This window comes from Methanosarcina sp. 2.H.T.1A.6 (assembly GCF_000979455.1).
Lineage (GTDB): Archaea > Halobacteriota > Methanosarcinia > Methanosarcinales > Methanosarcinaceae > Methanosarcina.
Genome location: NZ_JJOY01000048.1, coordinates 190,838 through 213,546 on the forward strand (window position 1 = coordinate 190,838; position 22,709 = coordinate 213,546).

The 22,709-nt window shown below is 43.1% G+C and carries 23 protein-coding genes; 12 read left to right on the forward strand and 11 right to left on the reverse strand.

What is annotated here, in order from left to right; all coding sequences use genetic code 11:
• Positions 1-100: 100 nt before the first annotated feature.
• From EO98_RS14680 to EO98_RS14690, 3 genes are all read left to right on the forward strand, one after another.
• Complete coding sequence (locus EO98_RS14680; protein ID WP_048137978.1) at positions 101-799, forward strand: DUF169 domain-containing protein; 699 nt, start codon at positions 101-103, stop codon at positions 797-799.
• A gap of 271 nt (positions 800-1,070) precedes the next feature.
• Positions 1,071-1,604 carry a DUF1847 domain-containing protein gene (locus EO98_RS14685; protein ID WP_048137981.1) on the forward strand — a complete coding sequence of 178 codons (534 nt, stop codon included), beginning with the start codon at positions 1,071-1,073 and terminating at the stop codon, positions 1,602-1,604.
• Positions 1,605-1,656: 52 nt separating this feature from the next.
• Positions 1,657-2,109, forward strand: coding sequence for a DUF1284 domain-containing protein (locus tag EO98_RS14690; RefSeq protein WP_048137983.1), 453 nt, complete (start codon positions 1,657-1,659; stop codon positions 2,107-2,109).
• Between the two features lie 112 nt (positions 2,110-2,221).
• Here the strand turns inward: EO98_RS14690 and hdrB are convergent, their stop codons facing one another.
• The 3 genes from hdrB to npdG form a co-directional block, all read right to left on the reverse strand.
• Positions 2,222-3,124: a CoB--CoM heterodisulfide reductase subunit B gene (gene hdrB, locus EO98_RS14695; RefSeq protein WP_048137985.1), complete on the reverse strand. Its 903-nt coding sequence runs from the start codon at positions 3,122-3,124 to the stop codon at positions 2,222-2,224.
• Positions 3,125-3,138: 14 nt separating this feature from the next.
• Positions 3,139-3,624 carry a CoB--CoM heterodisulfide reductase subunit C gene (gene hdrC / locus EO98_RS14700; RefSeq protein WP_048137987.1) on the reverse strand — a complete coding sequence of 162 codons (486 nt, stop codon included), beginning with the start codon at positions 3,622-3,624 and terminating at the stop codon, positions 3,139-3,141.
• 701 nt (positions 3,625-4,325) lie between these two features.
• Positions 4,326-5,111, reverse strand: coding sequence for an NADPH-dependent F420 reductase (gene npdG, locus EO98_RS14705; RefSeq protein ID WP_235283469.1), 786 nt, complete (start codon positions 5,109-5,111; stop codon positions 4,326-4,328).
• Positions 5,112-5,572: 461 nt separating this feature from the next.
• Between npdG and EO98_RS14710 the strand changes: the two genes are divergently transcribed.
• On the forward strand, positions 5,573-7,225 hold the full coding sequence (locus tag EO98_RS14710; protein ID WP_235283470.1) for a S8 family serine peptidase: 1,653 nt from the start codon (positions 5,573-5,575) through the stop codon (positions 7,223-7,225).
• A 114-nt stretch (positions 7,226-7,339) separates the two neighbouring features.
• On the opposite strand, the gene EO98_RS14715 is transcribed toward EO98_RS14710, so the two are convergent.
• Positions 7,340-7,876, reverse strand: coding sequence for a DUF2284 domain-containing protein (locus EO98_RS14715; protein WP_048137990.1), 537 nt, complete (start codon positions 7,874-7,876; stop codon positions 7,340-7,342).
• Positions 7,877-8,032: 156 nt separating this feature from the next.
• Between EO98_RS14715 and EO98_RS14720 the strand changes: the two genes are divergently transcribed.
• Complete coding sequence (locus tag EO98_RS14720) at positions 8,033-9,253, forward strand: Xaa-Pro peptidase family protein (RefSeq protein WP_048137992.1); 1,221 nt, start codon at positions 8,033-8,035, stop codon at positions 9,251-9,253.
• Between the two features lie 27 nt (positions 9,254-9,280).
• On the opposite strand, the gene EO98_RS14725 is transcribed toward EO98_RS14720, so the two are convergent.
• A complete protein-coding gene (locus EO98_RS14725) occupies positions 9,281-10,771 on the reverse strand; it encodes a M28 family metallopeptidase (protein ID WP_369799063.1) in 1,491 nt (496 codons plus the stop codon).
• A gap of 628 nt (positions 10,772-11,399) precedes the next feature.
• Here EO98_RS14725 and EO98_RS14730 point away from each other — a divergent pair.
• Positions 11,400-12,026, forward strand: coding sequence for a UPF0228 family protein (locus EO98_RS14730; RefSeq protein WP_311135541.1), 627 nt, complete (start codon positions 11,400-11,402; stop codon positions 12,024-12,026).
• A 422-nt stretch (positions 12,027-12,448) separates the two neighbouring features.
• Here EO98_RS14730 and EO98_RS17985 read toward each other — a convergent pair whose 3' ends face one another.
• Both EO98_RS17985 and EO98_RS14735 read right to left on the reverse strand, forming a co-directional pair.
• Positions 12,449-12,721 (reverse strand): Coenzyme F420 hydrogenase/dehydrogenase, beta subunit C-terminal domain, encoded by a 273-nt coding sequence (locus EO98_RS17985; RefSeq protein WP_082098631.1) that lies wholly within the window; start codon positions 12,719-12,721, stop codon positions 12,449-12,451.
• A gap of 88 nt (positions 12,722-12,809) precedes the next feature.
• Positions 12,810-13,628: a winged helix-turn-helix domain-containing protein gene (locus tag EO98_RS14735; RefSeq protein ID WP_048137995.1), complete on the reverse strand. Its 819-nt coding sequence runs from the start codon at positions 13,626-13,628 to the stop codon at positions 12,810-12,812.
• Between the two features lie 394 nt (positions 13,629-14,022).
• On the opposite strand from EO98_RS14735, the gene EO98_RS14740 reads away from it, so the two are divergent.
• The 6 genes from EO98_RS14740 to EO98_RS19240 all read left to right on the forward strand — a co-directional run bounded on the left by EO98_RS14740 (position 14,023) and on the right by EO98_RS19240 (position 17,617).
• Positions 14,023-14,958 (forward strand): zinc-dependent metalloprotease, encoded by a 936-nt coding sequence (locus EO98_RS14740; protein ID WP_235283471.1) that lies wholly within the window; start codon positions 14,023-14,025, stop codon positions 14,956-14,958.
• Positions 14,959-15,021: 63 nt separating this feature from the next.
• Positions 15,022-15,360 (forward strand): hypothetical protein, encoded by a 339-nt coding sequence (locus tag EO98_RS14745; protein WP_048137998.1) that lies wholly within the window; start codon positions 15,022-15,024, stop codon positions 15,358-15,360.
• 247 nt (positions 15,361-15,607) lie between these two features.
• Positions 15,608-16,249: a hypothetical protein gene (locus EO98_RS17560; protein ID WP_052734441.1), complete on the forward strand. Its 642-nt coding sequence runs from the start codon at positions 15,608-15,610 to the stop codon at positions 16,247-16,249.
• Between the two features lie 134 nt (positions 16,250-16,383).
• Entirely contained in the window at positions 16,384-16,962 is a 579-nt protein-coding gene (locus EO98_RS14755) for a hypothetical protein (RefSeq protein ID WP_235283472.1), read from the forward strand.
• Positions 16,963-17,137: 175 nt separating this feature from the next.
• On the forward strand, positions 17,138-17,332 hold the full coding sequence (locus tag EO98_RS19235; protein ID WP_235283473.1) for a hypothetical protein: 195 nt from the start codon (positions 17,138-17,140) through the stop codon (positions 17,330-17,332).
• 75 nt (positions 17,333-17,407) lie between these two features.
• Positions 17,408-17,617, forward strand: coding sequence for a hypothetical protein (locus EO98_RS19240; protein WP_235283474.1), 210 nt, complete (start codon positions 17,408-17,410; stop codon positions 17,615-17,617).
• A 74-nt stretch (positions 17,618-17,691) separates the two neighbouring features.
• Here EO98_RS19240 and EO98_RS14765 read toward each other — a convergent pair whose 3' ends face one another.
• From EO98_RS14765 to EO98_RS14780, 4 genes are read right to left on the reverse strand one after another with little or no spacing between them, the layout of a single operon-like run.
• The gene (locus EO98_RS14765; RefSeq protein WP_048138004.1) at positions 17,692-18,726 is read right to left on the reverse strand and encodes a Coenzyme F420 hydrogenase/dehydrogenase, beta subunit C-terminal domain; all 1,035 of its coding nucleotides are present in this window, start codon (positions 18,724-18,726) and stop codon (positions 17,692-17,694) included.
• Between the two features lie 6 nt (positions 18,727-18,732).
• Entirely contained in the window at positions 18,733-19,476 is a 744-nt protein-coding gene (locus EO98_RS14770; RefSeq protein WP_048138007.1) for a hypothetical protein, read from the reverse strand.
• A 2-nt stretch (positions 19,477-19,478) separates the two neighbouring features.
• The gene (locus tag EO98_RS14775; RefSeq protein WP_048138010.1) at positions 19,479-20,990 is read right to left on the reverse strand and encodes a glutamate synthase-related protein; all 1,512 of its coding nucleotides are present in this window, start codon (positions 20,988-20,990) and stop codon (positions 19,479-19,481) included.
• Complete coding sequence (locus EO98_RS14780; RefSeq protein ID WP_048138012.1) at positions 20,987-22,039, reverse strand: glutamine amidotransferase family protein; 1,053 nt, start codon at positions 22,037-22,039, stop codon at positions 20,987-20,989. Before EO98_RS14780 ends, EO98_RS14775 begins: the two co-directional genes overlap by 4 nt.
• Between the last annotated feature and the right edge of the window lie 670 nt (positions 22,040-22,709).

Below are 22,709 nucleotides of genomic sequence, written 5' to 3' on the forward strand. Positions count from 1 at the left end.
GTTAATGAATCAGGTATTAATTCGGTAGCAAACTCAATAATTCTATAGTGAGTTCAATAATTCTATAGTGAGTTCAATAAGTAGTTGGTGAGGGAATAAAATGGATTATACTCAACTTGCAGAGAAACTGGTCAAGTTCCTTGACCTCAGGTATGAACCGGTGGCAGTGAAAGTTGTTAAAAAAGGAGAGCTTATGCCCGAAGGGTATCAAGAGCCCGAGAAAAACCTCAGGCACTGCCAGTCTATCATGAAAGCCAGGAAAGGGGAGTCTTTCATAATTCCTGCAGGTAAACATGCCTGCGTGGTAGGAGCCTCAAGCCTTGGGATCATTCCTTCGCCTGAAAAGGTGGCTTCAGGAGAGTTCCATCACAACCTTGGGATGTTTGACAGTGTGGAGGCGGCAGCAGGAATGATAGCAAACCGTCCCGCCTTTGAGTCCGAAAGCAGAACCGCAACTGTTGTAGGGCCTCTGAAGGATGCAAAGGTCGAGCCCGATGTAGTTATTCTTGTGGACAGGCCGGAAACCGTTTACTGGATAGTCCCGGCAAGTACCTACTATAAAGGCGGAAGGGTAAACTTTAGCAGTGCAGCTTTTCAGGCAACCTGCGCCGACACAACTATCCTGCCGAGCCTGACTGGAGAAATAAATATATCTTTAGGCTGCTTCGGGTGCAGGAAAGCCACTGACATCGAAAATGATGAAATGCTTATAGGGATTCCGTTCAATAAACTTGAAGACATTGTCAATGCCCTTGAAAAACTCTCCGAAGGTCCGTTGCCGAAAGCAAGGCAGAAATAAATCCTTGATTTTTCCATTTTTTTTCTTTTCTCATTGAGTTTTCTCTTTTCTCATTGAGTTTTTTCTTTTCTCATTGAGTTTTTTCTTTTCTCATTGAGTTTTTTTCTTTTCTCATTGAGTTTTTTCTTTTCTCATTGAGTTTTTTCATTTATTTTACTTATCATAAATTCTACCAGTACATTTTCTGGCTCTCATGGAAATATTTATACCTGCAAAGTTTATTTATGATTATAGTATCCTATTGGTGTTAAAAATCCCTTGGAGAAAAAGTGTGCAGTGTGCGTTGTGCAGAAATAAGGAATGTCTGATAGGCAAAAACTGCTCTGTTATCAAATCGAGACTTGAGTATAGCGGCGACGATCTTAAATCGATCCAGATGGCCTCCTGGCTTGAGTCAGACTCTGCAAAAAGGACAAAATTAGAAGAAATTGCAATTTACTCAAAGAGGCTTGGGTACAGGAAGATAGGAATTGCTTTCTGTATTGAGCATGAGAGGGAAGCAAGGCTGGTTTATGATCTACTTTCAAGATATTTTGAGGTGTTTTCAGTTTGCTGCAAGGTTTGCAGCCTCGAAAAAGAAAGTCTTGGTCTCAGAAAAACCGGCAATTTGGAATTTGAAGCTGTCTGCAATCCTATAGGGCAGGCCCTCCTCCTTAACGATGATCACACTAACCTGAACATCATGCTGGGGCTCAAGACCGGCTATGATATTCTCTTTGCAGAATACTCGGAAGCCCCTTCGATAACACTTCCTCTCCTGGAATTGCCCTATCTCGGGGATTCAGAAATTGATTTTATAGAATGAATTTGTAGAAAGAATTCTTTAATTTTTGTGATTTTAAGCCCTGGAGAAATGCATGTCTGAAAAATCGAAATGTAAATCTGAAACTGACTCTAAACCCGATTCCGAACTCCTGAAAATCAGGGCTCATCACCTCTGTTGTATCCAGGGATTCCAGGGATATGGATACAGCCCGGCTTTTGTTGCCAATATGCGGGCTGTGATTTCGGATCTTGAGACTCTTCCTTCCAGACTTCTCAAGCTTGTAACTGTGTGTGATGCAATCTGCGTTTCCTGTCCCAGTAAAAGGGAATGCACCATTCAGGAATCTGCTCTCTCCCGCGGGATCAGGCAAATGGACCTCGTTGTCCTGGAGAAATTAAGGATAGATGACGGAACTGTTATAAAGGCAGATGAAGCCTTCAGGCTCATAAATTCAAAACTTAACAAAGCTTCGGATATCGAAGATGTATGTGGGGCCTGCAAATGGAGGCAGAAATGCCTCTGGTATAAGCAGGAAGAAAGATAAGACGGTCTGGATTCAGTCCTCGAGGGGGGTATCGAGTTCCCGGTTTAAAACACTTTCTTAACCTTTTTTCCTTAAACCTTTTTTTCAAGCGTTCTGCCTGATTTCCGGTTATTTACCTCAAGCCTGCACTGATTTCATAGATTTTTGCAAGAAATTCAATGTTCTGGACTGCATTTTGTTCTATCCCCAGCTCGTCCGGAGAAAAGCCGAGAGCAAGGCCAAGGAGCTGGGAGTAATGGAGAACGGGGATAGAGTAGTCAGTTCCGAACTTCTCATTGACTGCAAGCTGCCCTTTGTCAAACTGAAGGTGGCAGAAGGGGCATGCATTGACAATACAGTCCACTCCTGCATTCCGGATGCAGGCAAGCTTATGTTCAAGCATTTCCAGGGATTCGGCAGCGTGCCCTGAACGGACGCCTCCTCCTGCTCCGCAGCACATCATTTTGTCTGTATAATCCACACTTTTTGCACCAGTGGCTTCAACCAGCTCATCAAAGAATACCGGAGCTTCCGTTTCTCCAAGGTTTCTGTCCTTTGAGGGCTTGATCAGGTGGCATCCGTAATGAAGGGCTACTTTCAGGTCAAGGGGGGTTGTGATGCAGCCCTTGAGTTTTTCAGGTCCGAATTCCCTGTACAGAAACTCGATTATGTGCCTTACCTCTGCGGTCCCCTTAAACTCCATGCCTATCTCTTTGAGGCAGGTGTTTGTGCAGGCTTTCATTTCAGGGTCTTTTTTAAGTTCTATATTCGCATCTGCCAGGGATCCGTAGCAGCCGTTGCAAACTGTCAGGACATCCCTCTCCATTTTTTCAGAGAGGGCGATGTTTCGGCTGGCAAGGGCAAGCCAGGTTGCTTTATCAAAAGACTTGAACACTCCCGGGGCAGGGCAGCAGGAGGCTCCTGGCAGGTCGGATGCATCAACTTCAAGTTTCTGCAGGCAGAGTTTTGTTGCTTTCTCAATTCCCGGGTAGCGGTTGGGTACGATACAGCCAAGAAACAGTGATAGTTTTGCCATATTTTTCTGCCTCCTTATTTTTCAGCCACAAGCTCGTCGAATTTGCAGGTTTTGAGAAGGATTTTCAGCCCTTCAAGAGCTTCCTGATATTTCTGGACGGTTTCCGGTATTGGGTCCAGCCCGAGTTCTTCCCTTTTTTTCTTTGTTTCCTCATCGAGGGGGACTGCATGTCCGCACTCAAGCACCATTTCCGAAACACGGCGGTGTTCGGGAAGCATGAACCCTTTTCGGACTGCAAGCCTCCTGAGTTCAAGAAGAGCATCTGTAATTGGTATTCCACGTGGGCAGCGCTCCTGGCATGTGTAGCAGGTTGTACAGAGCCACAGGGCGTCATCTGAGAGAACAGTAGCTCTGTTCTTGCGTGCATCTCGAATTATTCTTCGGGTATTGAGCCCGGTATGCCGTCCCGAAGGACAGCTTCCTGTGCATGTGCCGCAGTGCATGCAGGAAAGTACGTCAAGTCCTGCCGCCTTTAACACTTTTAGCAATTCTTCACTCATACAGGTTCACTGTCTGGTTTTGAGTCTGGTTTTTATATTGATTCTTCCGTTTTAAAAAAGCAAATATGATCGAAAGAAACAGATCGGAGTAATACACTGAAATCAGAGTAAGACATTGGGATCAGAGTAAGACACTGAGATCAGAGTAAAACACTGCACTCAGGGCAGAATTTCTTACTTTCCGGATGAATAAACTTATCCACTGGATTATTTCAGGGGATTTCTAGCAAATTATTCCTTTCCAGTTTATTTTTTAGCAGTTTATTTTTCAGCAGATTTTCCCCGCAGGTTCCTCTTTCGCTGAATCCCTTAATATAAATTCTCTACTATATGTTCGTATTACTCTCATAATATTTAACCTAAACTAAATCTATTCAGGGTTAAAATCCGAGATTGAGAGATGAAACACAGTTCCTGAATACTTATTGGAGACTTTATTGAAAACAAAAATAGCGTATATCTTTTCAGGAGTGGGTGTAACTTTATTTTTAAATATCATTTTTCAGGTCCGGTTTAACGTCCATGGGCAAAGGTTATATTTTTCTATGCCCCGTAAAATCTTTGATGGTTTCTAATATGTCTCTTCTTATATAAAAATCAAGTTGCCTGCCGTAAAATCCCACATCCCCATATAGGTTTCTATTCTTTCCGTGCAGCTTTTGCCCTGATATGTTCTTCCGGTTTTTTTTCGATTTTATTTCTCAAGAGAAGTTTATCCCAAGGTCTTTAAGCCCATTCAGTTTTGCAAGATTGATCAGTAAAGGTGTCAGAGATTCCATGGTGTTTGCCTGTTTAAGAGGGCCGCCGTCCAGGGGTTTGAGGCAACCCATATGCCGTGTAAGCTCCATAACAAGTTTCTTTGCGTCGGCATCGTCGCTGCATACAAGCGCATCGTGTACGGCTGTGCATTTAACAACATCTTTGAGCTTTCCTGCAGGGATGTTGTGGAAAGCTGCAACAACTCTGGCAGATTCCGGGGCATTTTTCTTAATTGCAAGGGCTGCTGAGCCTTCTTCCGGAGGTTTGTATGCCATAAGGCCCCCTTCTTTTACCATTGGAACCACAGGTGAAATAAGAATCTTATTTTCAATGGCCTCTTTTATCTCTTCCAGCAAAGGCAAAACGTGGTCAAAACGGATCGTAAGTATTATTACTTCGGCTGCCTGCGCGGCATCAAGGTTGCTCATACCGGTAATTGTTGTCCTTGATGTATCAAACCCGCAATTTTCAAGCTCTGATAAAGCTTTTTTTGCAGCTTCATCTGCAGTTTCCAGAGACCTGGACCCGATAATTATCTCATTCTTCACACCATCAGGCATAAGGTTTTGAAGGGCAAGCCTTAGCACCATTCCTTCTCCGATGTTGCCGGTTCCTCCAAGAACAGCTATTTTAAGCTTTTCAGAATTCAATTTGAACAAGACCTCCAGTTTGCTATGTCTTCCCATAACATATGTCCGGAAGTTAATATATCTTCTGTCTTCACTCATTTAATTATAATACGTAATGTTATGGTTAAATTATTTTATCAAGTAATTCCTGTTTTTGTAAAGCACTTAATAATTTAGTTTCTCATTAGATATCGTTTATTTTTAATTCTTGTTCTAAATTCATATTAATTATTAGTGGAAATATTTATAATGTATATCGATATATGTTAAAATAAGTTGATTCTGTTTAGTTCTTGCTGCAGGAATTACTTCGCATATACCTGTATCCTGTTTGCATCCTTAACTTACCATATAAGCAACATCGGGGGGTAGTGTATCTGGGGAGTTACACCAGGAGAGTATTGTACCTGTCAATATTAGTCATAGTCTTTACAGGCATATTTTCTCATTTCAATTTTATAGTACGTGAAGGAGTCGGATCTATCGAATCTGAACCGGAAACTTCTGGTCTAACTTCTGGTTTATTATCTTCCGGACTGGTTTCATCAGATTCAGGAGTATTGCACCCGCTCTCATCTCTTTCGGAACCGCCGAAAGGAGATTCAGGCAGAATCTACAACGAAGAAGTCGAAGAGAATCTTACTGCATATGTCCGGCTTTTTCCCGGTACGGATGCAGGGGTGCTGGATTCCTGTTCCAGGGTTAAAGAATGGGATGAAGAATCCGGTATTGCTGCAGTCTGTGTTAAACCGGAATCATTTGAAGAACTATCTTCTCTTAAAGGAGTACATTCAGTCCAGTCTGCTATTTCTCCTGTTATAAGAAAGGTGGACCGGGAAGAAAAAGTAACTTTTTCCTCTTCTTCTGAAGAGTTCTGGAAACCGGACGGTGCAACAGGAGCCGGAATTAAAATCGGGATAATTTCCGATGGAGTAGAAGACATATCTGAAGCCATGGCATCGGGAGTTCTGCCTGAGGATGTACGTGTCCTTTCTCCAGGAATAGGAAAAGAGGGTACAGTAATGCTCGAAATAGTCCACGAGACATCTCCTGGCGCAGAACTTTACTTCCATAGTGCAGGTCGCAACAAGCTTGAATTTAACAGAGCTGTTGATGCCCTCCTTGCCGAAGGTTGCCAGATTATATGCGATGATGTGGGTTGGCCTGATGAACCTTTCTTCGAAGATGGAATTGTAGCTTCCCATATCAAAGAAATAATAGAAAGTCAGGATATTCTCTATGTGAGCGCAGCAGGTAATGACGCAGGCCGCCATTATCAGGGTATGTTTTTTGACAACGGATCAGGCTGGCATGATTTCAGTTCCGGGGCCAGCACTTCCACAAATCTTTACATGGATGTCCCTCCCGGCGAGAAAGTGACTGTGGTCTTCCAGTGGAATGACCCCTGGAACTGTTCTGAAAACGACTACGACCTTTACCTCTATGACTGCTGCAGCGGAAAAGAAATTGCTGCAAGTGAAAAGGCTCAGAGTGGCACAGACACCCCTCTTGAATATATCAAATACGTCAACGGGGAAGAAGCTGTAAAAACACTGGGTATTTCTGTAAAAAAACATTCCGGAGAAGATAGGGTACTGGAAGTTTTTATTTACCCAAACTCCTCCGTAAAGGTTCATCCTGACAATCTGGTTGAGGAGGACTCGGTCTTCGGGCATCCCGCTGTTCCGGGCGTTGTCTGCGTTGGAGCTGTTAATTCCGGAACTCCGGAAAACAGAGATATCGCGGCCTACTCTTCTCGCGGGCCTGTAAGCATTTACTATCCGGAACCAGAACTCCGGAACAAGACCGACCTCAGTGGGCCCGGCAGTGTGAGAGTTTCAAGCATAAACGGAAAGGGCAGTTTCTTTATGGGTACAAGTGCTTCCGCCCCCTCTGTTGCAGGAGTCGGAGCTCTTATCTGGAACATGTACCCCGAAAAGACCGGCAGTGAAATTCGCGAGATCCTGTGTTCCTCAGCCGAAGATCTCGGAGAACCGGGGTACGACACTATTTTCGGGTACGGTTCAGTTAACGACCGCACAGTCCATCTTCTTGAAAACCTCTCTCCCGGCGGTCGTTTGTTATTGGAAAAATCCGAAACTTCGCCTGTGGAAACAAAAGGAATCTTTATACTGAAACTTTCCATGCCCCTTGAACGGATCTACTCTCTGGCAAATTTACCTGCCAGAGCAGCAATAAAGGGATCTCGTTGATGGGGAACAGGCTGAAAAAGGACGGCAGGATACTATTCAAAGGCTGTGAGTTTTTAATTAGGGGCTATAACCTGAACTCCATTAACTTAAACCCGCTCGGACTCACCCTAATTTTCACTCCAGCAGTAAAATCCCAACACATGCAGTTTTTTCAGGCTTGCAGAACTCAAGTACAAGCCCTGCCCCTTCCATTGCCTTCTGGACATTTATTCCGACAGCCTCAGGTGCAAAGCGCCTCATTTCCGGCTTTACGCATTTTTCAAGGTTGCAGACCTCACATTCGTTGCAGGAGCCGGGCCTTAAGAGCTGGGCGAAGATGAAGCCGTTCCTGAAAGCCTCCTGTTCGAGCTCGTACATTTTCCTGAAAGAGGCTTTCCGGAGTTCTCCCCAGGCTTTGAGGGCGTCCTCCCCGGAGGCTTCGTGCTCTTCCATAAGAAGAAGTGCATTTTTGTATTCCTGCAGGACTTTTCTGAAATCCTCAATAGAAAGGATGTGGGGGGGGCAGCTCAACCGTTTCCCGTAGCTCCGGCAGCCATAGGCGCATTTCAGGGCTATCCGGTTTTCCACCGGGATGTCCGCGGTATCCAGTAGATAGGCTTTAAGTCCCAGGTTTGAGGCTTTTTCAATCAGGCTGTTGAAATTTTCTGACAAATCCAATCCCCCTAACTTCTAATTTTTGAATTCGTGCTTGATATAATTTAGTAACTACGCCCTGATAACTGTACCCTGAAAAGTTATGGGAACATTTTTCACTACCCAGGTTACACTTCTATAATTGGTAGCAGATAACTTAGTAAAGGGGTCCCCATGACGAAGAAAGTATCTTTAACTGAACTGAAATGCCGTATGACCCGCTTCAGAACGCGGATGGACGCATCAAATCCCGACTGGGAAATCGCTGTTATCTTCAGCAAAATTAACCTTTACTATTTTACCGGCACGATGCAGGACGGGATGTTAATTGTCCCGAGGGACGAAGAGGCAACATTCTGGGTCCGGCGCAGTTATGAAAGGGCTCTCGATGAATCGTTATTCTCCAATATAGAACCCATGAATAGTTTCCGGGACGCTGCAGGGAGCATGGGCAAGCCAGATAAAGCAGGTAATGAAAGCAAGTTTTCGGATGCGGTATATCTGGAAACTGAAGTTGTCCCTCTGGCTTTATATCAGCGGTTTCAAAAATACTTCCCCTTTAAGAATGTTAAATCCGTTGATACCCAGATTGCCTCTGTGAGATCTGTAAAAAGCGAATACGAACTGTCCCTTACAAAAGAATCTGGCAGGATTCATCAGCATGTGCTCGAAGACCTTGTGCCTGAGATGCTGAGGGAAGGGATGAGTGAAGCGGACCTCGCAACCGAATTGTTCTCAGTTCTGATAAAAGAAGGGCACCATGGAGTATCCCGCTTTGGCATGTTTGATACGGAGATGATTCTGGGAAATGTCTGTTTTGGGGAAAGCTCCATTTATCCGACCTATTTTAACGGGCCCGGGGGAAAGCTCGGATTGTGCCCTGCAGTTCCCCTGCTCGGGAGTCGGGACCGGAAATTAAGGAAAGGCGACCTGGTCTTTGTTGATGTCGGGTGCGGGGTTGAAGGTTACCATACGGATAAAACCACGACATACATGTTCGGCTCTTCCCTTCCGCAGTATGCCATAGATATCCACAATAAATGCGTGACTATCCAGAACGAAGCTGCAGCAATGTTAAAACCCGGGGCTATCCCCTCGGAAATCTACAGTACCATAATGAGCGGGCTTGATGAGGAATTCCTGGAAAATTTCATGGGTTTCGGGGACCGTAAGGTAAAGTTCCTGGGGCACGGGGTCGGCTTGCTAATCGATGAAATCCCCGTAATTGCCGGAGGGTTTGACGAACCTCTTCAGGAAGGAATGGTATTTGCCCTGGAACCCAAAAGGGGAATTGAAAATATCGGTATGGTCGGAATTGAAAATACCTTTATAGTAACTGCTGATGGCGGAGAGTGCATTACAGGGAACAATCCGGGCTTGATTCCTGTATATTGATATTAATATTCTGGGCAAAAGCCACGATTACTCCTTTTCTTCTTTAGAACCCTTTTTGTCCTGATACTTCTTTTTTATTCGTTTCCCACAAAGCGCAATAACAGCCAAACTTATAAATACGCCTGATACGAGGACAAGCGGATTTCTACGGTCCGCAATCGGGTTATTTATCCAAACCTTTTCCATGGAATATTTGGTAAAGTCAGATGTTTTATTTTCCATGAAGAGGGTTCCATTTTCGTTTTCATACCCTATTTTCAGGTTATGACTGCCCGGTGCAAGAATCAAAAAGTTCCCTGGGTCCAGAGGTCCAAAATCATCTAGATAAAAATAAAGAGTCCTGTTTGAGTTTATGGAGTGTTCTGGATAATACCCGATTATATTACTTCCAGTTATATACTCTCCGGTGAATATATATTCTTCGTATTTCTCTTCCCCAGTATACCCTATTTCCTGCTGAGGAGGCTCTATATTTTTGTTTTGCTTTTCCTCATTTACAAAAGTTATGCTGTCAGTACCTCTGTTCCCATAACGGTCAGTTGCCAGAACTCTGATAGCATGTTCTCCTTCTAAAAGCGAAAAATCCCTTCCTGACTTTATATTTCCCAGGCTCTGATTGTCAAAAAAGACTTCTACAATACTTTCGGATTCAGAAACATTATATCTGAGCTCAAATGAGCCTCCTGAAACCTTTGAGCTGGAAATGTTAACAAATGGAGGCTGTCTCTCAGCGGGATTTGCCAGATAAATAACACTCCTAACTATCAGAATACTTGCGTTCCTGACTACTGAAAAATCGATATTATCAATAGTATCACTTAATTTGTGGGCATTTCTGTCATTGTGATGGCAGATTACCACTGCAGGGATGTTGTTTTCCCAGAATATTTCATGATCTCCTCCTGTTAAAGGATGGATAAAGTTAGAATAATCCGGAATTTCATGTTGAATTTCGATTCCTAAGTCTTTTGCTTCTTTTTCAAAAATATCTTTAAGCCAGGCATTCTGGGGAAGATAGTTTATGTAGAAAGGTTCGTTTCCCACACAGTCTACATTTATAACTGCAACAATATTGTCTTTCAATTCTGGATTGGCTTTAACCCATGCCTGGCTTCCAAGAAGATTGTATTCTTCCCCTGTAAAAGCAATGAAATATATTGTTCTGTCAAATGACTCATTTTGCAAGACTCTTGCAATTTCCAGCATGCAGGCAACCCCTCCTGCATTGTCATCCGCTCCGGTTCCGTTGGCTGATTCGCAAACATAAGTATCGGACCATACTGGCCAGAGATATGGCTTTCTGATATTTGAATCAAAAAAATCCCGTATCCCGGACTCTGGACGTACAATTATCCTTGAATCATAATGTGCGGTTACGAGAATTATCTCATCTTTAAGGTCATTCCCTTCTTTAACCCCCACTACGTTTTTGCAGCTCACATTCCAGTAATTGAAGTCACGTGTACGTACCCTTGCGGAAAAATTGTCCATATAAACCTGCAGGCCTGCTTTTTCCATCTCCTCTTTTATATATAGAGAAGCTTCGGCAGCGTTCTGACTTCCTATTTTTCTTTCTCCAAAGGAAGATATTGTTCGGGTTGAGTTTTCAAGCCCTGTCTCTGAAACATCAAGTGTAACTGACGTGTTATTATAATGAATGTTGAAATCGGAAGATATGTTATTAGAGGGTGCAATAGCTGTTGAAGAAGACACTAATGATATTAAAAAAATTATAGGATATGTATGTGAAAATATGTAATGTGTAATATTTTTAATATCAATCATGTATCTCCAAATTCCTCTTCATTAATCCTTCCAAATCAACAAATAATCAGTAATCAACGTTATGTTACATCCACCAGACAGGCTGAGATTTGAATATGGAATGAGTCCCTATGGTGCTATTTTTTATGTCTACTTATAATTTCTCTCCAGAGTATCAAACAATAAGTCACATAATGTAATAATACCTGAAAAAATTGTCATATTTTAAATGTATATCTTGATTGTTTGAGGATCTGGCCATAAAACTTATATACAGTTCGTCAAAAGTAGTTTGTGAGGTTCAAATGGACTTCCGCTAATCGGATATATGTAATATAAAACATGTGAGGAGCTAAACTCCTCTTTTTTTAGTTTTGGTGATATGACTAAAAATAATAAGATAACTGTTGTCCTTGGTGTTTTTATGGTTCTCATAGTACTTTTGGTACTATTTATAAAAACACCAATTGATTTGAAAATTCCAGTAGATACAAAAGAGTCAGTTGATAATATGTCAGTTAATGAACCGCAAGTAGCTGGTTTTCTTGTTCAATTTGAAAATGGAACAACTGAGCCGGAAGTTAAAGCCATTCTTGAAAATTACAATATGATATTGAGCTATAACATAGATTGCAATAGTGATAATGGGGGTTATAAATACTACATAAAGGTGGACAAAGATAATATGCCTGATGTAGTAAAAGATGGATTGAAAAATGATGAAAATTGGACTGATCCTGTTTTACCTTCTTTTACAAAAGGAGATTATATTATATATCCGGTAACAGAACAAGCTATTCATGATAAATATTTTCTTGATATACTGAAAAGACATAACCTTCAAGTAAAAACATTCGTCTGGTGTTTAATTAGCTACAGAGATAATTCAACTAATTGTTATAATCTGGGAAAGAATTGCATTACAGAGAAGGATGCAATCAGAATAACAAATGAGCTTGAAACGAATGAGAAAGTTTGGACTGTAATGCCTGATTATATTGATGGGTAAAAAATACATAATGATTTCGGGTATGATGATACTATAGACGGGAATGGACTTTATGTATTAGCAAATACAAATGGAGTTAGTGGTGACTGGCAATGGCAATATTGGGGAGAATTCCTAAATGACGATGGAACAGGTTATTCCGGTACAGCTACCGCATACGATGATTAAAAGGAGAAATAGGTAAATGACCTTTACTTCATTTCTTTACTTTTTTAGGGAGACTATATCATTTCTACTCCCACTGCTTAACACTATTTTACTTTTCTATATTGCACTGATGATAAAGAAGATTTATGATGTAATTAATGAAAAATGAAATTTTTATTGGTATAAAAATAAAGTTGTTTCTGGGATTTGCTCATAAAAAAGAATTAAACAAAGATGAAGCCCGAAGCTTCACCTTTCAAGTTTATTCTGTAATTTTATTCCTGTTTTCTTGCCATCTTTTTCGTTGCAAGCTTTTCGATAATCCCGAGGCTGACCTCGCCACCTACGCTCAGTTTCCCGCTGGCAACCGCGCTTTCCAGGAGGTACTGCCCTACCGGGGTGCGGACGATCAGGGTGGTGTAGCCATTCGGGCTTCCCACTGCGCCTGCGGAGATGTCGGCTTTGAGGGCGGTAAAGTCCGTGCAGACTTCGCAGCTGGGGCGGACAGTATCTTCAGTTCTTCGGCATGTGGACCCGGAGTCAGTTATTGAAAACTGTCAGCAGAAGAATGACTTTCAAATCCGGGTAAAAAAGGTTGATATTCCCATTCTCCTGATTCTATCGATAAATTCAAAATCAAATTTGCATTTTTATGAACTCTTCCTTCCCTTTACAATACCAAAAAAGACTTTCTCCCCATTCAATGGCCTTCGGATCTAAATTGAATAATCCTGTAGTGATGTCGTATTCAACGCCGTCTTTTTTGTACAGGCTCAGGGAAAAGCTTTTATCCGTAACAATGAGCCCAACTTTAATATCTTCACCAATGACTATTAATTTGAAGTTTTCATAATCTTTCAGTGCGTCTATTTTTTCCAGATAAGGCGATTGCTCCAATTTTTCCGCAATATGAAGAGGAACTATAAGCTCGACAGGGATTCCTTCTTTCACTCTTTCAGAGATAGAATCAGCATACCCTTCTGTTACCACGGACGATATGCCATGTATATGACCTGCCTCTTTAATTATTTTTAACTGGTTGTTGTAGACATCGAGGACTTTCATGCCTCTATCCTTGAGGACTTCAGACTCGTAAAGACATCCGATTTCTTTTAAGAGGAAAACGGGAATTCCTTCAAGGTAATGTCCCGACCAGAAATGTTTGAATTTATTAATTGTTCCTACTGTTGCAAATGAGTCAGCTAATCTTGAAGCCACAACTTTTCCTGTTTGAGTCAGGTAATACTCATGTTCTTTTGCTTCTATCAGATGATCTGCTTCGAGTTTTCTTAGTTTTGGAATTATTGCCTGGGATGTGCTCCCGGTAATCTCACGCAGCTGGGAAAGCTTTCTGCTGCTCTCGTTTAATGATAGAAGGATCTCGGTTATAAGTCTGGATCTGTATATTGCCTGGACATCATCTCCCATCTCTTTATAAATTTCGAAGCCTTCCATTTTCCTGTCGCCACATCTACAGATTTTTTTCTTACTTTCTTATTGAATTGTTCTAACACAATATATTCTTTTATCTTCTGTCGGGCATGTATGTTGATATCACTTTTGTCAATTTTATGGTTTAGTGATGAAAAGTATATTAAAATTATTTGCTAAAAGTGAGGTCAAATTCCTGACGTCAATTAGGACTCTGAGCCTTCATTATTTCGATGAAAAAGCTGATCTTTTGAGTGAATGTTAATCAGACTGATGAATATTCGTCGTCGTAATTAATGTATAGGAGAAGATTAATAAAGATTTTTAGATGTGAAGTTCAAACTAACTTTCCAGAGTGTATTTGAACTCCACGTTGCCCGGAGGCATGATTAGTGTTAGCTTTGTGAATATTTAAGACTTGCTTGATCCGGTCTCTGGAGTAAAGAAAAGAGGCAAAGAAGAAATGATTGCAAACAGAAAATTAGGATTAAGTTTGCTGCTTGGGGCAATGCTGCTGGTGAGCATGGCGTTTGTTCCGGCAGTAAATGCAGCAGATAATGCTACAAAAGAATATCAAGATGAAGACATCTTGGAACCTTGGTTTGAAAACGGTGATGAATTAAATCGGCTCAGCACTGATGAACTTCGTGCCCTCGCTGAGCAAAACGAAACGGTAAGGAAAATGCTTGAAGAAGACAAGAAACTTGAGCCTGTACAGATCGAAACTCTAGAAGATTTGGAAAATCTTCCTGATAATTATCCTGAAGATAAAAAAAGAGCAGAAATAGAAAATTTTACATCAAAAAGCATTGGTCAACAATCTTCAACCATACAAACAGAAACGACAAATACAGTTAATGTTTGGATAGTTGCAGATGAAGAATACAGGAGTCATTTTGGAAGTGATTGGCAAACTGCAGCACACGATGCCATTGAAGGTGCAGATGATGCATTCTACATTGATCATAATATAAATTTTGTGGTAGGCAAATACTCAACGTGGGATAGTACTGATAGTGAAGATAATACTAGTTTATTACTTGATGAAGCAGAGCTAGAAAGTGGGTGGACATCAAACCAGCAGGGCATGGATATGTTAGCGGTTTTCACAAATCAAGATACAGACCATAGAGGCGTATCTGAACGTCCAGGTGACGCGTGGCTAATGAAGCATCAGATAAGTGCAAGTTGGGATTGGCACCTTGCACAGCATGAGGCATCACATAATTATAATTGTCCAGATCATGGATATTTTGGTCCTATCTGTATAATGACTTACGTCAATATGATGGATGAAGAGAACTGGTGTGTGGACTGTGACCAAACCATAGAAACCAATAGAAATCATTTTTAAATTATTTTGTTCAGGATTTAATCCTGCACTTTATTTTTATGGTAAGTTTGGAGTGAATGCTATATGAAACCAAGAACAACAGTCTTAATGATTATTTCTTTTGCTGTTTTAGCATTACTTCTAGTGTTCTTTTTAGTGATTTACCAGCCTGGAGCTGGTATGTATATTAGAGCAGATAAACTTCAAGATACGCCAGAGAAATATGTGGAATTTAATTTAGCAGATCTTGAGAAGTATTCTTATGTTAAAGAAGCGATAAATAATCCCGGAAAAAACATTAAGCTCCCTTTTGATCATAATGAAAATATGACAGAGTTTGCTAACATCATGTGGGATAACAAGACTGAATATATAAAACTGAATAATGAGTATTATCATATAAGTTATTACTCTGCTGATTAAGATATAGTGATGCCTCGAATAATTTTTCCTTTTCAACTCTCTTATTTTTTTTTCAATTATTTTTTCAGCAGTTTGATACTATGGTCAGAAAACTTATGTAGAGTTGGTTAAAAGTAGCTTATGGAGTCCAAGCGAACTTTCCAGAGACAATTTGAACTCCACATTGCCCTCGGGCAAAGAAATGTTAGCTTTGTGAATATTTAAGGCTTGTCTGATCTTGCCTCCTGAGAAATAAACAGGAGTGATTATGACAATGGAGAAGAAATTTGTATTAAGTGTACCGCTTGCCGCAATGATGCTGATGAGCATGGCTTTTGTACCAGCAGTAAGTGCACAAGAAGTGATTGAGCAGAAGCTTACCTTTGGCCCGGAAACCCTTAACGAATTGAAAAGTAATCCGAATTTTATTGCTGCTTATGGAAATATGCCTGCTTTTTCAACTTCGGAAGAAAGGAAAAAATGGCTTGATATTCTTGATTTAATCTATACTGAAGTAAATATCGAAGTCAATGCTAATGAGCGTGAAATGTCGAAATATTTCTATCCAGATGGTCCTATTATAAATTATGGATTCACTAACATGAGAGTTCTTAAGGTAGAGGTAAATAAGGAAATTGAAAAGTCTTTTATGGATGAAATTTATCAAATTTTTGATTCTCATGCAAGCCGGATTGGAGTTAATGAAGTTCCTTTAGTGTTTTTCCGTGGAGACGTATCTGCGCTTACCGAATTGTCGGACACAGCAGATCTTAATGAAACTGAAAACAATACAAACCAACAAACTAAATCAGGCTCAGAGACGAGTAAAGAAAAGCCAAATAGTATTCCGGGTTTTAGTTTAATGTACGGATTGTTCGGATTATATCTCGTGTGCAGGATCAGGCATTAATCTGTCAAAATACTCAAAAGTCCTGAAGAGGCAGCAAAGTACGATAGCATGGACTTGTAAGGTATGTGAGAAGGTAAATTCTCTCAATTTTTTACCCCCCGGCTCAGAAAGATCCTTGTTTTACCCAGAGGCTGATGCATGAAATTCTCAACTGGCCTGAACAACACCGTAAAGGCCCCTATTTTGAAAATGCAACTGAAGTTTTTGACAACAAAACAATAAATGGGAACTGGACAACGTTCATTGCAGAAACAGATAAAGGATATATGCTTGGATTCAGGATAAACGAGACAAGGCTTGAAGATATCTCTTATGTTACAGAATTTGTTGCTGACTACTTCGACATTTTTGATCCCATAAATAACGGGAGCCCGATATTATTCCCGGTTGAAAACATTTCTGATATTTCTGTAGTTCCCTATGGAGAATATACTAAATATGCCTCGAATCCGACTTATGACAGCTATGTTTACGTAAGCGATAATCTGAAAGGAGGGACAGTGTCTTTCTATATCCTTCTGCAGGCAAACAATGATCCGGGTGAGTGGCCTGTAAAATACAGGGGTCAGTACATGAATGAAATTATAACAAGTGTTAATGATACAGGTAATGTAAAAGTTAGAGCTATTCTAGGACAGATTATACCTCATAGAAATACCACCTTGTGGAACAACCGATATGGTCCGGAATATTATGCTAATGAAACATCTTGATGGTGAGACGAAGCAGGGTATCCGGTACATATGCTGTGCATGATAATTAATGCATTCGGAGAAGATTAGCCACAGATAGCATCTTTAATTTTTGGCAGAAAAGTGCGTGGGAAATAAAAGTCATGGAGGCATATTTGTCATAAGAATAAACTAACTTCCCATGGGGTATTTTGTATTGAAAGTTAAATTAAAAATTACTTCGTTGATCTGTTTTTTGATTATTGGAAGCTGCGTTGGATGTATTGGTCAAGAATCAACTGGAAATTCTTCAAAAACACCAAATGACAGCATAGATGCATCTATAATTGAAGATGTAGGTAATTTGAGTATTAATTTCTCTACTATACCCGTTCTCCCCCCTTACAATTAATCTGAGTCTGAGTGGCTCAAAACAAATGCATCTTTTGTAGCTCAAATTACACTTAATGACAGCCGTGCTAAGCAAATGATCCGGGAAGGAGCAACGATTGTAGGCGTGGTTTATTCCTGTCATCCGGCTCCTGAAAATTACTCCGGGCCGGGGTGTGCTCCTGCTTTGAGGCTACAGTCAGAAAACAGGACAGTAGATTTCCTAGTTGATGAAGAAAAAGGAGTAGTAGTTGAAACGGTTACAGAAATTACATCAAATAGTAAATTCCCAGGGGAACTATTATAAATATAACCCAGGTTTGCAAAAAAGAAAGTAAAAAGATGGAGATTGCTCCATCCAAAAGCTGTTTTTTGAAGTAATTATTCCTGTTTTCTTGCCATCTTCTTTGTGGCAAGCTTCTCGATGATTCCCAGATTTACTTCGCCGCCTACGCTCAGCTTCCCGTTAGCAACTGCACTGTCCAGGAGGTGCTGTCCTACGAGGGTGCGGACGACAAGGGTTGTGTAACCGTCAGGGCTTCCTACCGAACCTGCTGAGATGTCTGCTTTGAGGGCGGTAAAGTCCGTACAGACGTTGCAGCCCGGACGGATAGTGTCCTCAAGTTCGGCAAGGGGGATCACGTACTGGGTCCCGTCGTTGAGGGTGATTTCGAGCTTGCCCTTAACATCAATGCGGCAGACCTTCATGGGTTCGAGGGCATACTCGCTTTTCAGCTTGCCTGCGATCAGCTTTTCGTAGTCGAAGCTTTCGGTGCAGAAGAGTCCGAGCACGAAGCGGATGGACTTCTTGTAGGGGCTGACCAGCTGGTGGTCGGTCTCAAGCATCTTGCGGACAGCCTGGACCACACAGGGGACTCCGACAACTGCAATGTTCCTGTGCTTCTGGGTAACAACGGCTTCCTTAAGTGCTGAGACCAGGGGTACCCACCAGTTATAGCGGCTTCCTGCCTGCCCGATGAGGGCTTCACTTCTGGTAATTACCATGGAGTGTGGCTTGAGGGTCCAGGGGTCTTCGGTGACCGTAACCACCGCATCTACAAGGCCTGTTTCCAGGGCGTTTGCAAGGATTGCGGTAACGGCTCCTCCGCTCTGCTTTCTCGGGATTTCGAATTCTGCCTTTCCGGTAGTGATCTCCAGGTAGTCTCCGAGCAGGCTTGAAGACTGTTCATCGAGCCGTGGGCAGACCTCATAGCAGGCCCCGCAGGGCACGTCATCAACAGCGGCTTTACAGTAGCCGTTGCTTTTCGGAGTTGTGGAATCGCCGCCGGTTTCAAAGTACAGGGCGTCAGCAGGGCAGACTGCAATGCAGGCCCCGCAGCCTGAGCAGAGGCCGGTGTCCCAGACTTTTGATTTCAGGTCAAGGTAAGTCTTGCTTATTGGTTTCTTTTCTGCCATTTCTGATCACTCCCAGACGTATTTGCTTGCAAAAGGCCGGCTGCTTGCAGGTCCGATCCTTGTGTAATTGGTGTCCAGGAACTCTGCGGGGTCATATCCGAATTGCTCGCAGAAGCTCTTTATGATCGGGGCTATGCGTTCCAGGTCGGCTTCCGTAAACTCGAACTTCTTGGCTCCGACTCCCAGCAGGTAGTCATCCACTTCCCCGCGGATGATGATTTCTCCGCCGTGGATTCCGCTACCAATTCCCCTGTCGGTCATGGATTTCTCCTTTCCGATTCCGAGCACAAGCACAAGGCCTCCTGCCATATATTCTCCGAGGAAGGAATGGGCTGTGCCGCCTACGACAAGTACTGGCCTGACATCCACTTCATACTGTTTCATGTGGATGCCGCCGCGGTAGCCTATGTTGTTCCTCACAAAGACCTTGCCTCCCCTCATGCTGTGGGCGACGGCGTCTCCTGCGCTTCCGTGGATCACAAGCATACCGCTGTCCATCGTGTTTCCAGGGGCGTGTTCGGCGTTCCCGTGGATTATGCAGGTGGGTCCGCTCATGAACATCCCCAGGTCTCCTCCGGGGACTCCGTTGATTATGATGCGGGTATTGCCTCTAACTCCGTCCCCTATAAAGCGCTGGCCGAGCACGTTATCGAGGATGATTTCCTCTGCCCCGTCAGCAACTGCTGCCCTTATTTTCTGGTTTAAGGGGGTGTAGTGCATGTCCTTAGCATCAATTCTTACCGTCTTCATATTCAGGCCCCCGCTGGCTTTACGTCCAGGATTTTAAGCATCCCTTCGTCCAGCATATATCCGCGCAGACGGTCCCTGTTTCCACGCAGGCTTTCGATACTGTTGATGCCTGCTGCACCCATGAGTTCGCTGAGTTCCAGGGTCCAGCCGTGTATCAGGTTTGAAACCTGTGCTGCTCCCGCTTCGGGGTCAAGCCTGCTCACAAGGTCCGGGCGCTGGGTAGCAATGCCCCAGGGACAGAGGTTTCTGTAACAGTTACCACAGACTCTGCATCCCAGAGCGACCAGGGCTGCAGTTCCTATGTAGACGGAATCCGCTCCTAGTGCAATGGACTTGGCAAGGTCGGCGCTGTTCCTTATTCCGCCGCTCGCAATGATGGAAATTTCGTTCCTTACTCCCTGTTCCCGGAGTTTCTGGTCAACGCTGGCGATTGCAGCTTCGATGGGGATTCCCACATGGTCCCTGAAGACCTTCGGGGCTGCCCCGGTCCCTCCACGGAACCCGTCAATGACCACTGCGTCTGCAGAGGACCTGGCAATGCCTGCGGCGATGGAGGCCACGTTGTGCACTGCTGCAATCTTCACAAAGACCGGCTTCTTCCATTCGGTTGCTTCTTTCAGGCTCCTGATAAGCTGTACAAGGTCTTCAATGCTGTAAATGTCATGGTGAGGAGCAGGGCTGATCGCATCGCTTCCGAGGGGGATCATACGGGTTTTGGAGACTTCTTCATTTACCTTTTCTCCGGGGAGGTGCCCTCCTATTCCCGGCTTTGCTCCCTGTCCGATCTTGATCTCAATGGCAGCGCCCCTTTCGAGGTAGTCGATGTTCACACCGAAGCGGCCTGAAGCGACCTGGACGATCATGTGGTCCTGGTAAGGGTAGAGCTTCTTGTGCAGTCCACCTTCTCCTGTCCCCATGAAGGTTCCGGTTTCGGCTACGGCTTTTGCCATGCTGAGCTGGGAGTTAAGGCTGATGGCTCCGAAACTCATGTGTCCGATCATGATAGGGGTGTCGAGTTTCAGGTTGGGGGCCAGCTTTGTTTCGAGCTCAACGTCTCCACTCTCGGTTTTTCTTAACTTGAGTTTGGATGGCTTCTTCCCTATATAGGTCCTGAGTTCCATGGGTTCTCTCAGGGGGTCGATGCTCGGGTTTGTGACCTGGCAGGCATCAAGGAGAAGACGGTCATAGATAATTGGCAGATCTCTGGCATTTCCCATCCCTGAAAGGATGATCTTTCCACTGCGGGCCTGGTTGATGATGTCTTCCCTGGCTTCCCGGGTCCAGACGGGATGGGAACGGTAGTCGATGGGTTTTTCCGTAATATTAATTGCGTCTCTCGGGCACATTGCAACACAGCGGAGGCAGGCGGTACATTTCCTGGATTCTATCAGGATTTTGTCGCCTTCTCTCCTGTATACGCCGTAGGAACAGTTTTCAATGCAGCGCCCGCAGTCCATACATTGGTCGCGGTCAATGCTGACTTTAAATTTTGGGGGTACGCTTCCGAGCGTCATTCGATAAACCTCCCTATGATGGGTTCTCCTGCCCTGGGAGTGTATATATTCTTTACTTCGGGGTCAAGGGTCCTTATTGCGGCTTCTTCGCTGGATATGTAAAGCCTGCTTCCGTTTTCGCCAACGACCAGGGGGCGCAGTTTAATCCTGTCAGTGAAGCCTACAATACCGTTCTCTGTCCCAACTACAATAGCAAAAGGCCCGTTCATAAGGGCAGACCCGTAGGTAAGGCGGATTGCTTTGTTCAGTTCGGCTTCCTTTGCAGGCATGCGGTCGATGTCGTCCCAGAATGGGGGGGCAAGGGCCTTGACAACCATCTCATGTGACAGTTCATGCTGCCTTCCGAGCAGGTCAAAAAGGTAAGCTACAACCTCTGTGTCGGTAAGTGCAGTGCATTTATAGCCGTAACCCTCCACATAGCGCTGGTTTGTGCCGTAAGAGGTTATCTCCCCGTTATGCACCACTGACCAGTTAAGAAGATTGAATGGATGGGCTCCTCCCCACCAGCCCGGAGAATTTGTCGGGTAGCGGTTGTGGGCAAGCCAGATGTAGCCTTTGTAGTCCTCTATTCTGTAGAAGTTTGCTACATCTTCGGGCCAACCGGAAGCCTTGAAGACTCCCATGTTTTTCCCCGAGGAAAAGATTGTGGCTCCTTTTATGTTGGCGTTTACTTCCATGAATATATGCGTTACAACGTCGTTTTCAGAAGCCATTCTCCCTTCCATCAGGCCTTCTGAGGGTTTAAAGAAGTATCTCCAGGGAATATGGACCTTTTTTAAGCCTGGCTGCGGGGTGGTCGGGATCTCTTCCTGGTGAACGATTTCTCCCCACTGCTGGAGGATTTCATCAACCTTCTTTTTTGGTTCTGCCATGTTGTCAAAGAAAACATGAAGAGCATAACAGTCTGCATATTCGGGGTAAATCCCGTATGCAGCATAGCCTGCCCCGTCTCCACTGCCTCTTTCGTTCATGAGACTGAGGGCGGCTTTTATGCTCGATCCGTCCATTCTGGACTTTTTTCGATCTATAAAGCCTATTATTCCACACATTTTGATCACTCTAGAGATGAATAAAAATGAACATAATGCAAATGTATTTTGTTAATGTCTTCCCGGATGATTTCTGCGGCTCATTTTTGAGAAATAGTTCTAAAAATTTGCCAGCTGGAGAAACTGGGTTTCAGGGGATATTTTATAAGTTTTCGTAAGTTAAAGGAATATTCTACTTATATTAATCTAATCTCTATTATATAATTAGCTTGAATTCATGACAGCTTTCCTGCCTCTGCTTTTAGTTATTTTAAATAAATTGTGAGGGTCGCCGCTAAGGGAAGTAAGTAATTTAGTACCTATTTGACAATATATATATGTTTCTTTTTTCAGGATCAGACCTGCTTACAGTAACACTGCAAAGCATGACGTTTTAACGCTTTATTTTTTCTTTCTTCCCGCTTGATATTGTTTGTATTCTAAGCAGTTTACAATGATTGTCCTGCTCAGAGCTGCCAGCCTTTTTTGCGTAAGATGAATTTTTGATACAGCCGCCTGCCAAAAAAGTAATAAGCCAAACTTGAAAAGGTTGAACTGAAATTGTAGTGTTTATTGAGGAAAGCATTTTTATACCGAAATCTTTTTCAGGTCCTGTTTTTCTGAAGAAAATTGAAAATCAATTTCTCTCAATGAAATGAATTCCCATTTTTCTACGAAGCTTCTTTCCCTT

Excerpts from the sequence above, each read along its gene's own strand:
- EO98_RS14680 (WP_048137978.1), top strand. The coding sequence starts at position 101 with ATGGATTATACTCAACTTGCAGAGAAACTGGTCAAGTTCCTTGACCTC.
- EO98_RS14690 (WP_048137983.1), top strand. The coding sequence starts at position 1,657 with ATGTCTGAAAAATCGAAATGTAAATCTGAAACTGACTCTAAACCCGAT.
- hdrB (WP_048137985.1), bottom strand. The coding sequence starts at position 3,124 with ATGGCAAAACTATCACTGTTTCTTGGCTGTATCGTACCCAACCGCTAC.
- hdrC (WP_048137987.1), bottom strand. The coding sequence starts at position 3,624 with ATGAGTGAAGAATTGCTAAAAGTGTTAAAGGCGGCAGGACTTGACGTA.
- npdG (WP_235283469.1), bottom strand. The coding sequence starts at position 5,111 with ATGAGTGAAGACAGAAGATATATTAACTTCCGGACATATGTTATGGGA.
- EO98_RS14720 (WP_048137992.1), top strand. The coding sequence starts at position 8,033 with ATGACGAAGAAAGTATCTTTAACTGAACTGAAATGCCGTATGACCCGC.
- EO98_RS14725 (WP_369799063.1), bottom strand. The coding sequence starts at position 10,771 with ATGGAAAAAGCAGGCCTGCAGGTTTATATGGACAATTTTTCCGCAAGG.
- EO98_RS14730 (WP_311135541.1), top strand. The coding sequence starts at position 11,400 with ATGACTAAAAATAATAAGATAACTGTTGTCCTTGGTGTTTTTATGGTT.
- EO98_RS14735 (WP_048137995.1), bottom strand. The coding sequence starts at position 13,628 with ATGGAAGGCTTCGAAATTTATAAAGAGATGGGAGATGATGTCCAGGCA.
- EO98_RS14745 (WP_048137998.1), top strand. The coding sequence starts at position 15,022 with ATGAAACCAAGAACAACAGTCTTAATGATTATTTCTTTTGCTGTTTTA.
- EO98_RS17560 (WP_052734441.1), top strand. The coding sequence starts at position 15,608 with ATGACAATGGAGAAGAAATTTGTATTAAGTGTACCGCTTGCCGCAATG.
- EO98_RS14755 (WP_235283472.1), top strand. The coding sequence starts at position 16,384 with ATGCATGAAATTCTCAACTGGCCTGAACAACACCGTAAAGGCCCCTAT.
- EO98_RS19240 (WP_235283474.1), top strand. The coding sequence starts at position 17,408 with ATGATCCGGGAAGGAGCAACGATTGTAGGCGTGGTTTATTCCTGTCAT.
- EO98_RS14765 (WP_048138004.1), bottom strand. The coding sequence starts at position 18,726 with ATGGCAGAAAAGAAACCAATAAGCAAGACTTACCTTGACCTGAAATCA.
- EO98_RS14770 (WP_048138007.1), bottom strand. The coding sequence starts at position 19,476 with ATGAAGACGGTAAGAATTGATGCTAAGGACATGCACTACACCCCCTTA.
- EO98_RS14775 (WP_048138010.1), bottom strand. The coding sequence starts at position 20,990 with ATGACGCTCGGAAGCGTACCCCCAAAATTTAAAGTCAGCATTGACCGC.
- EO98_RS14780 (WP_048138012.1), bottom strand. The coding sequence starts at position 22,039 with ATGTGTGGAATAATAGGCTTTATAGATCGAAAAAAGTCCAGAATGGAC.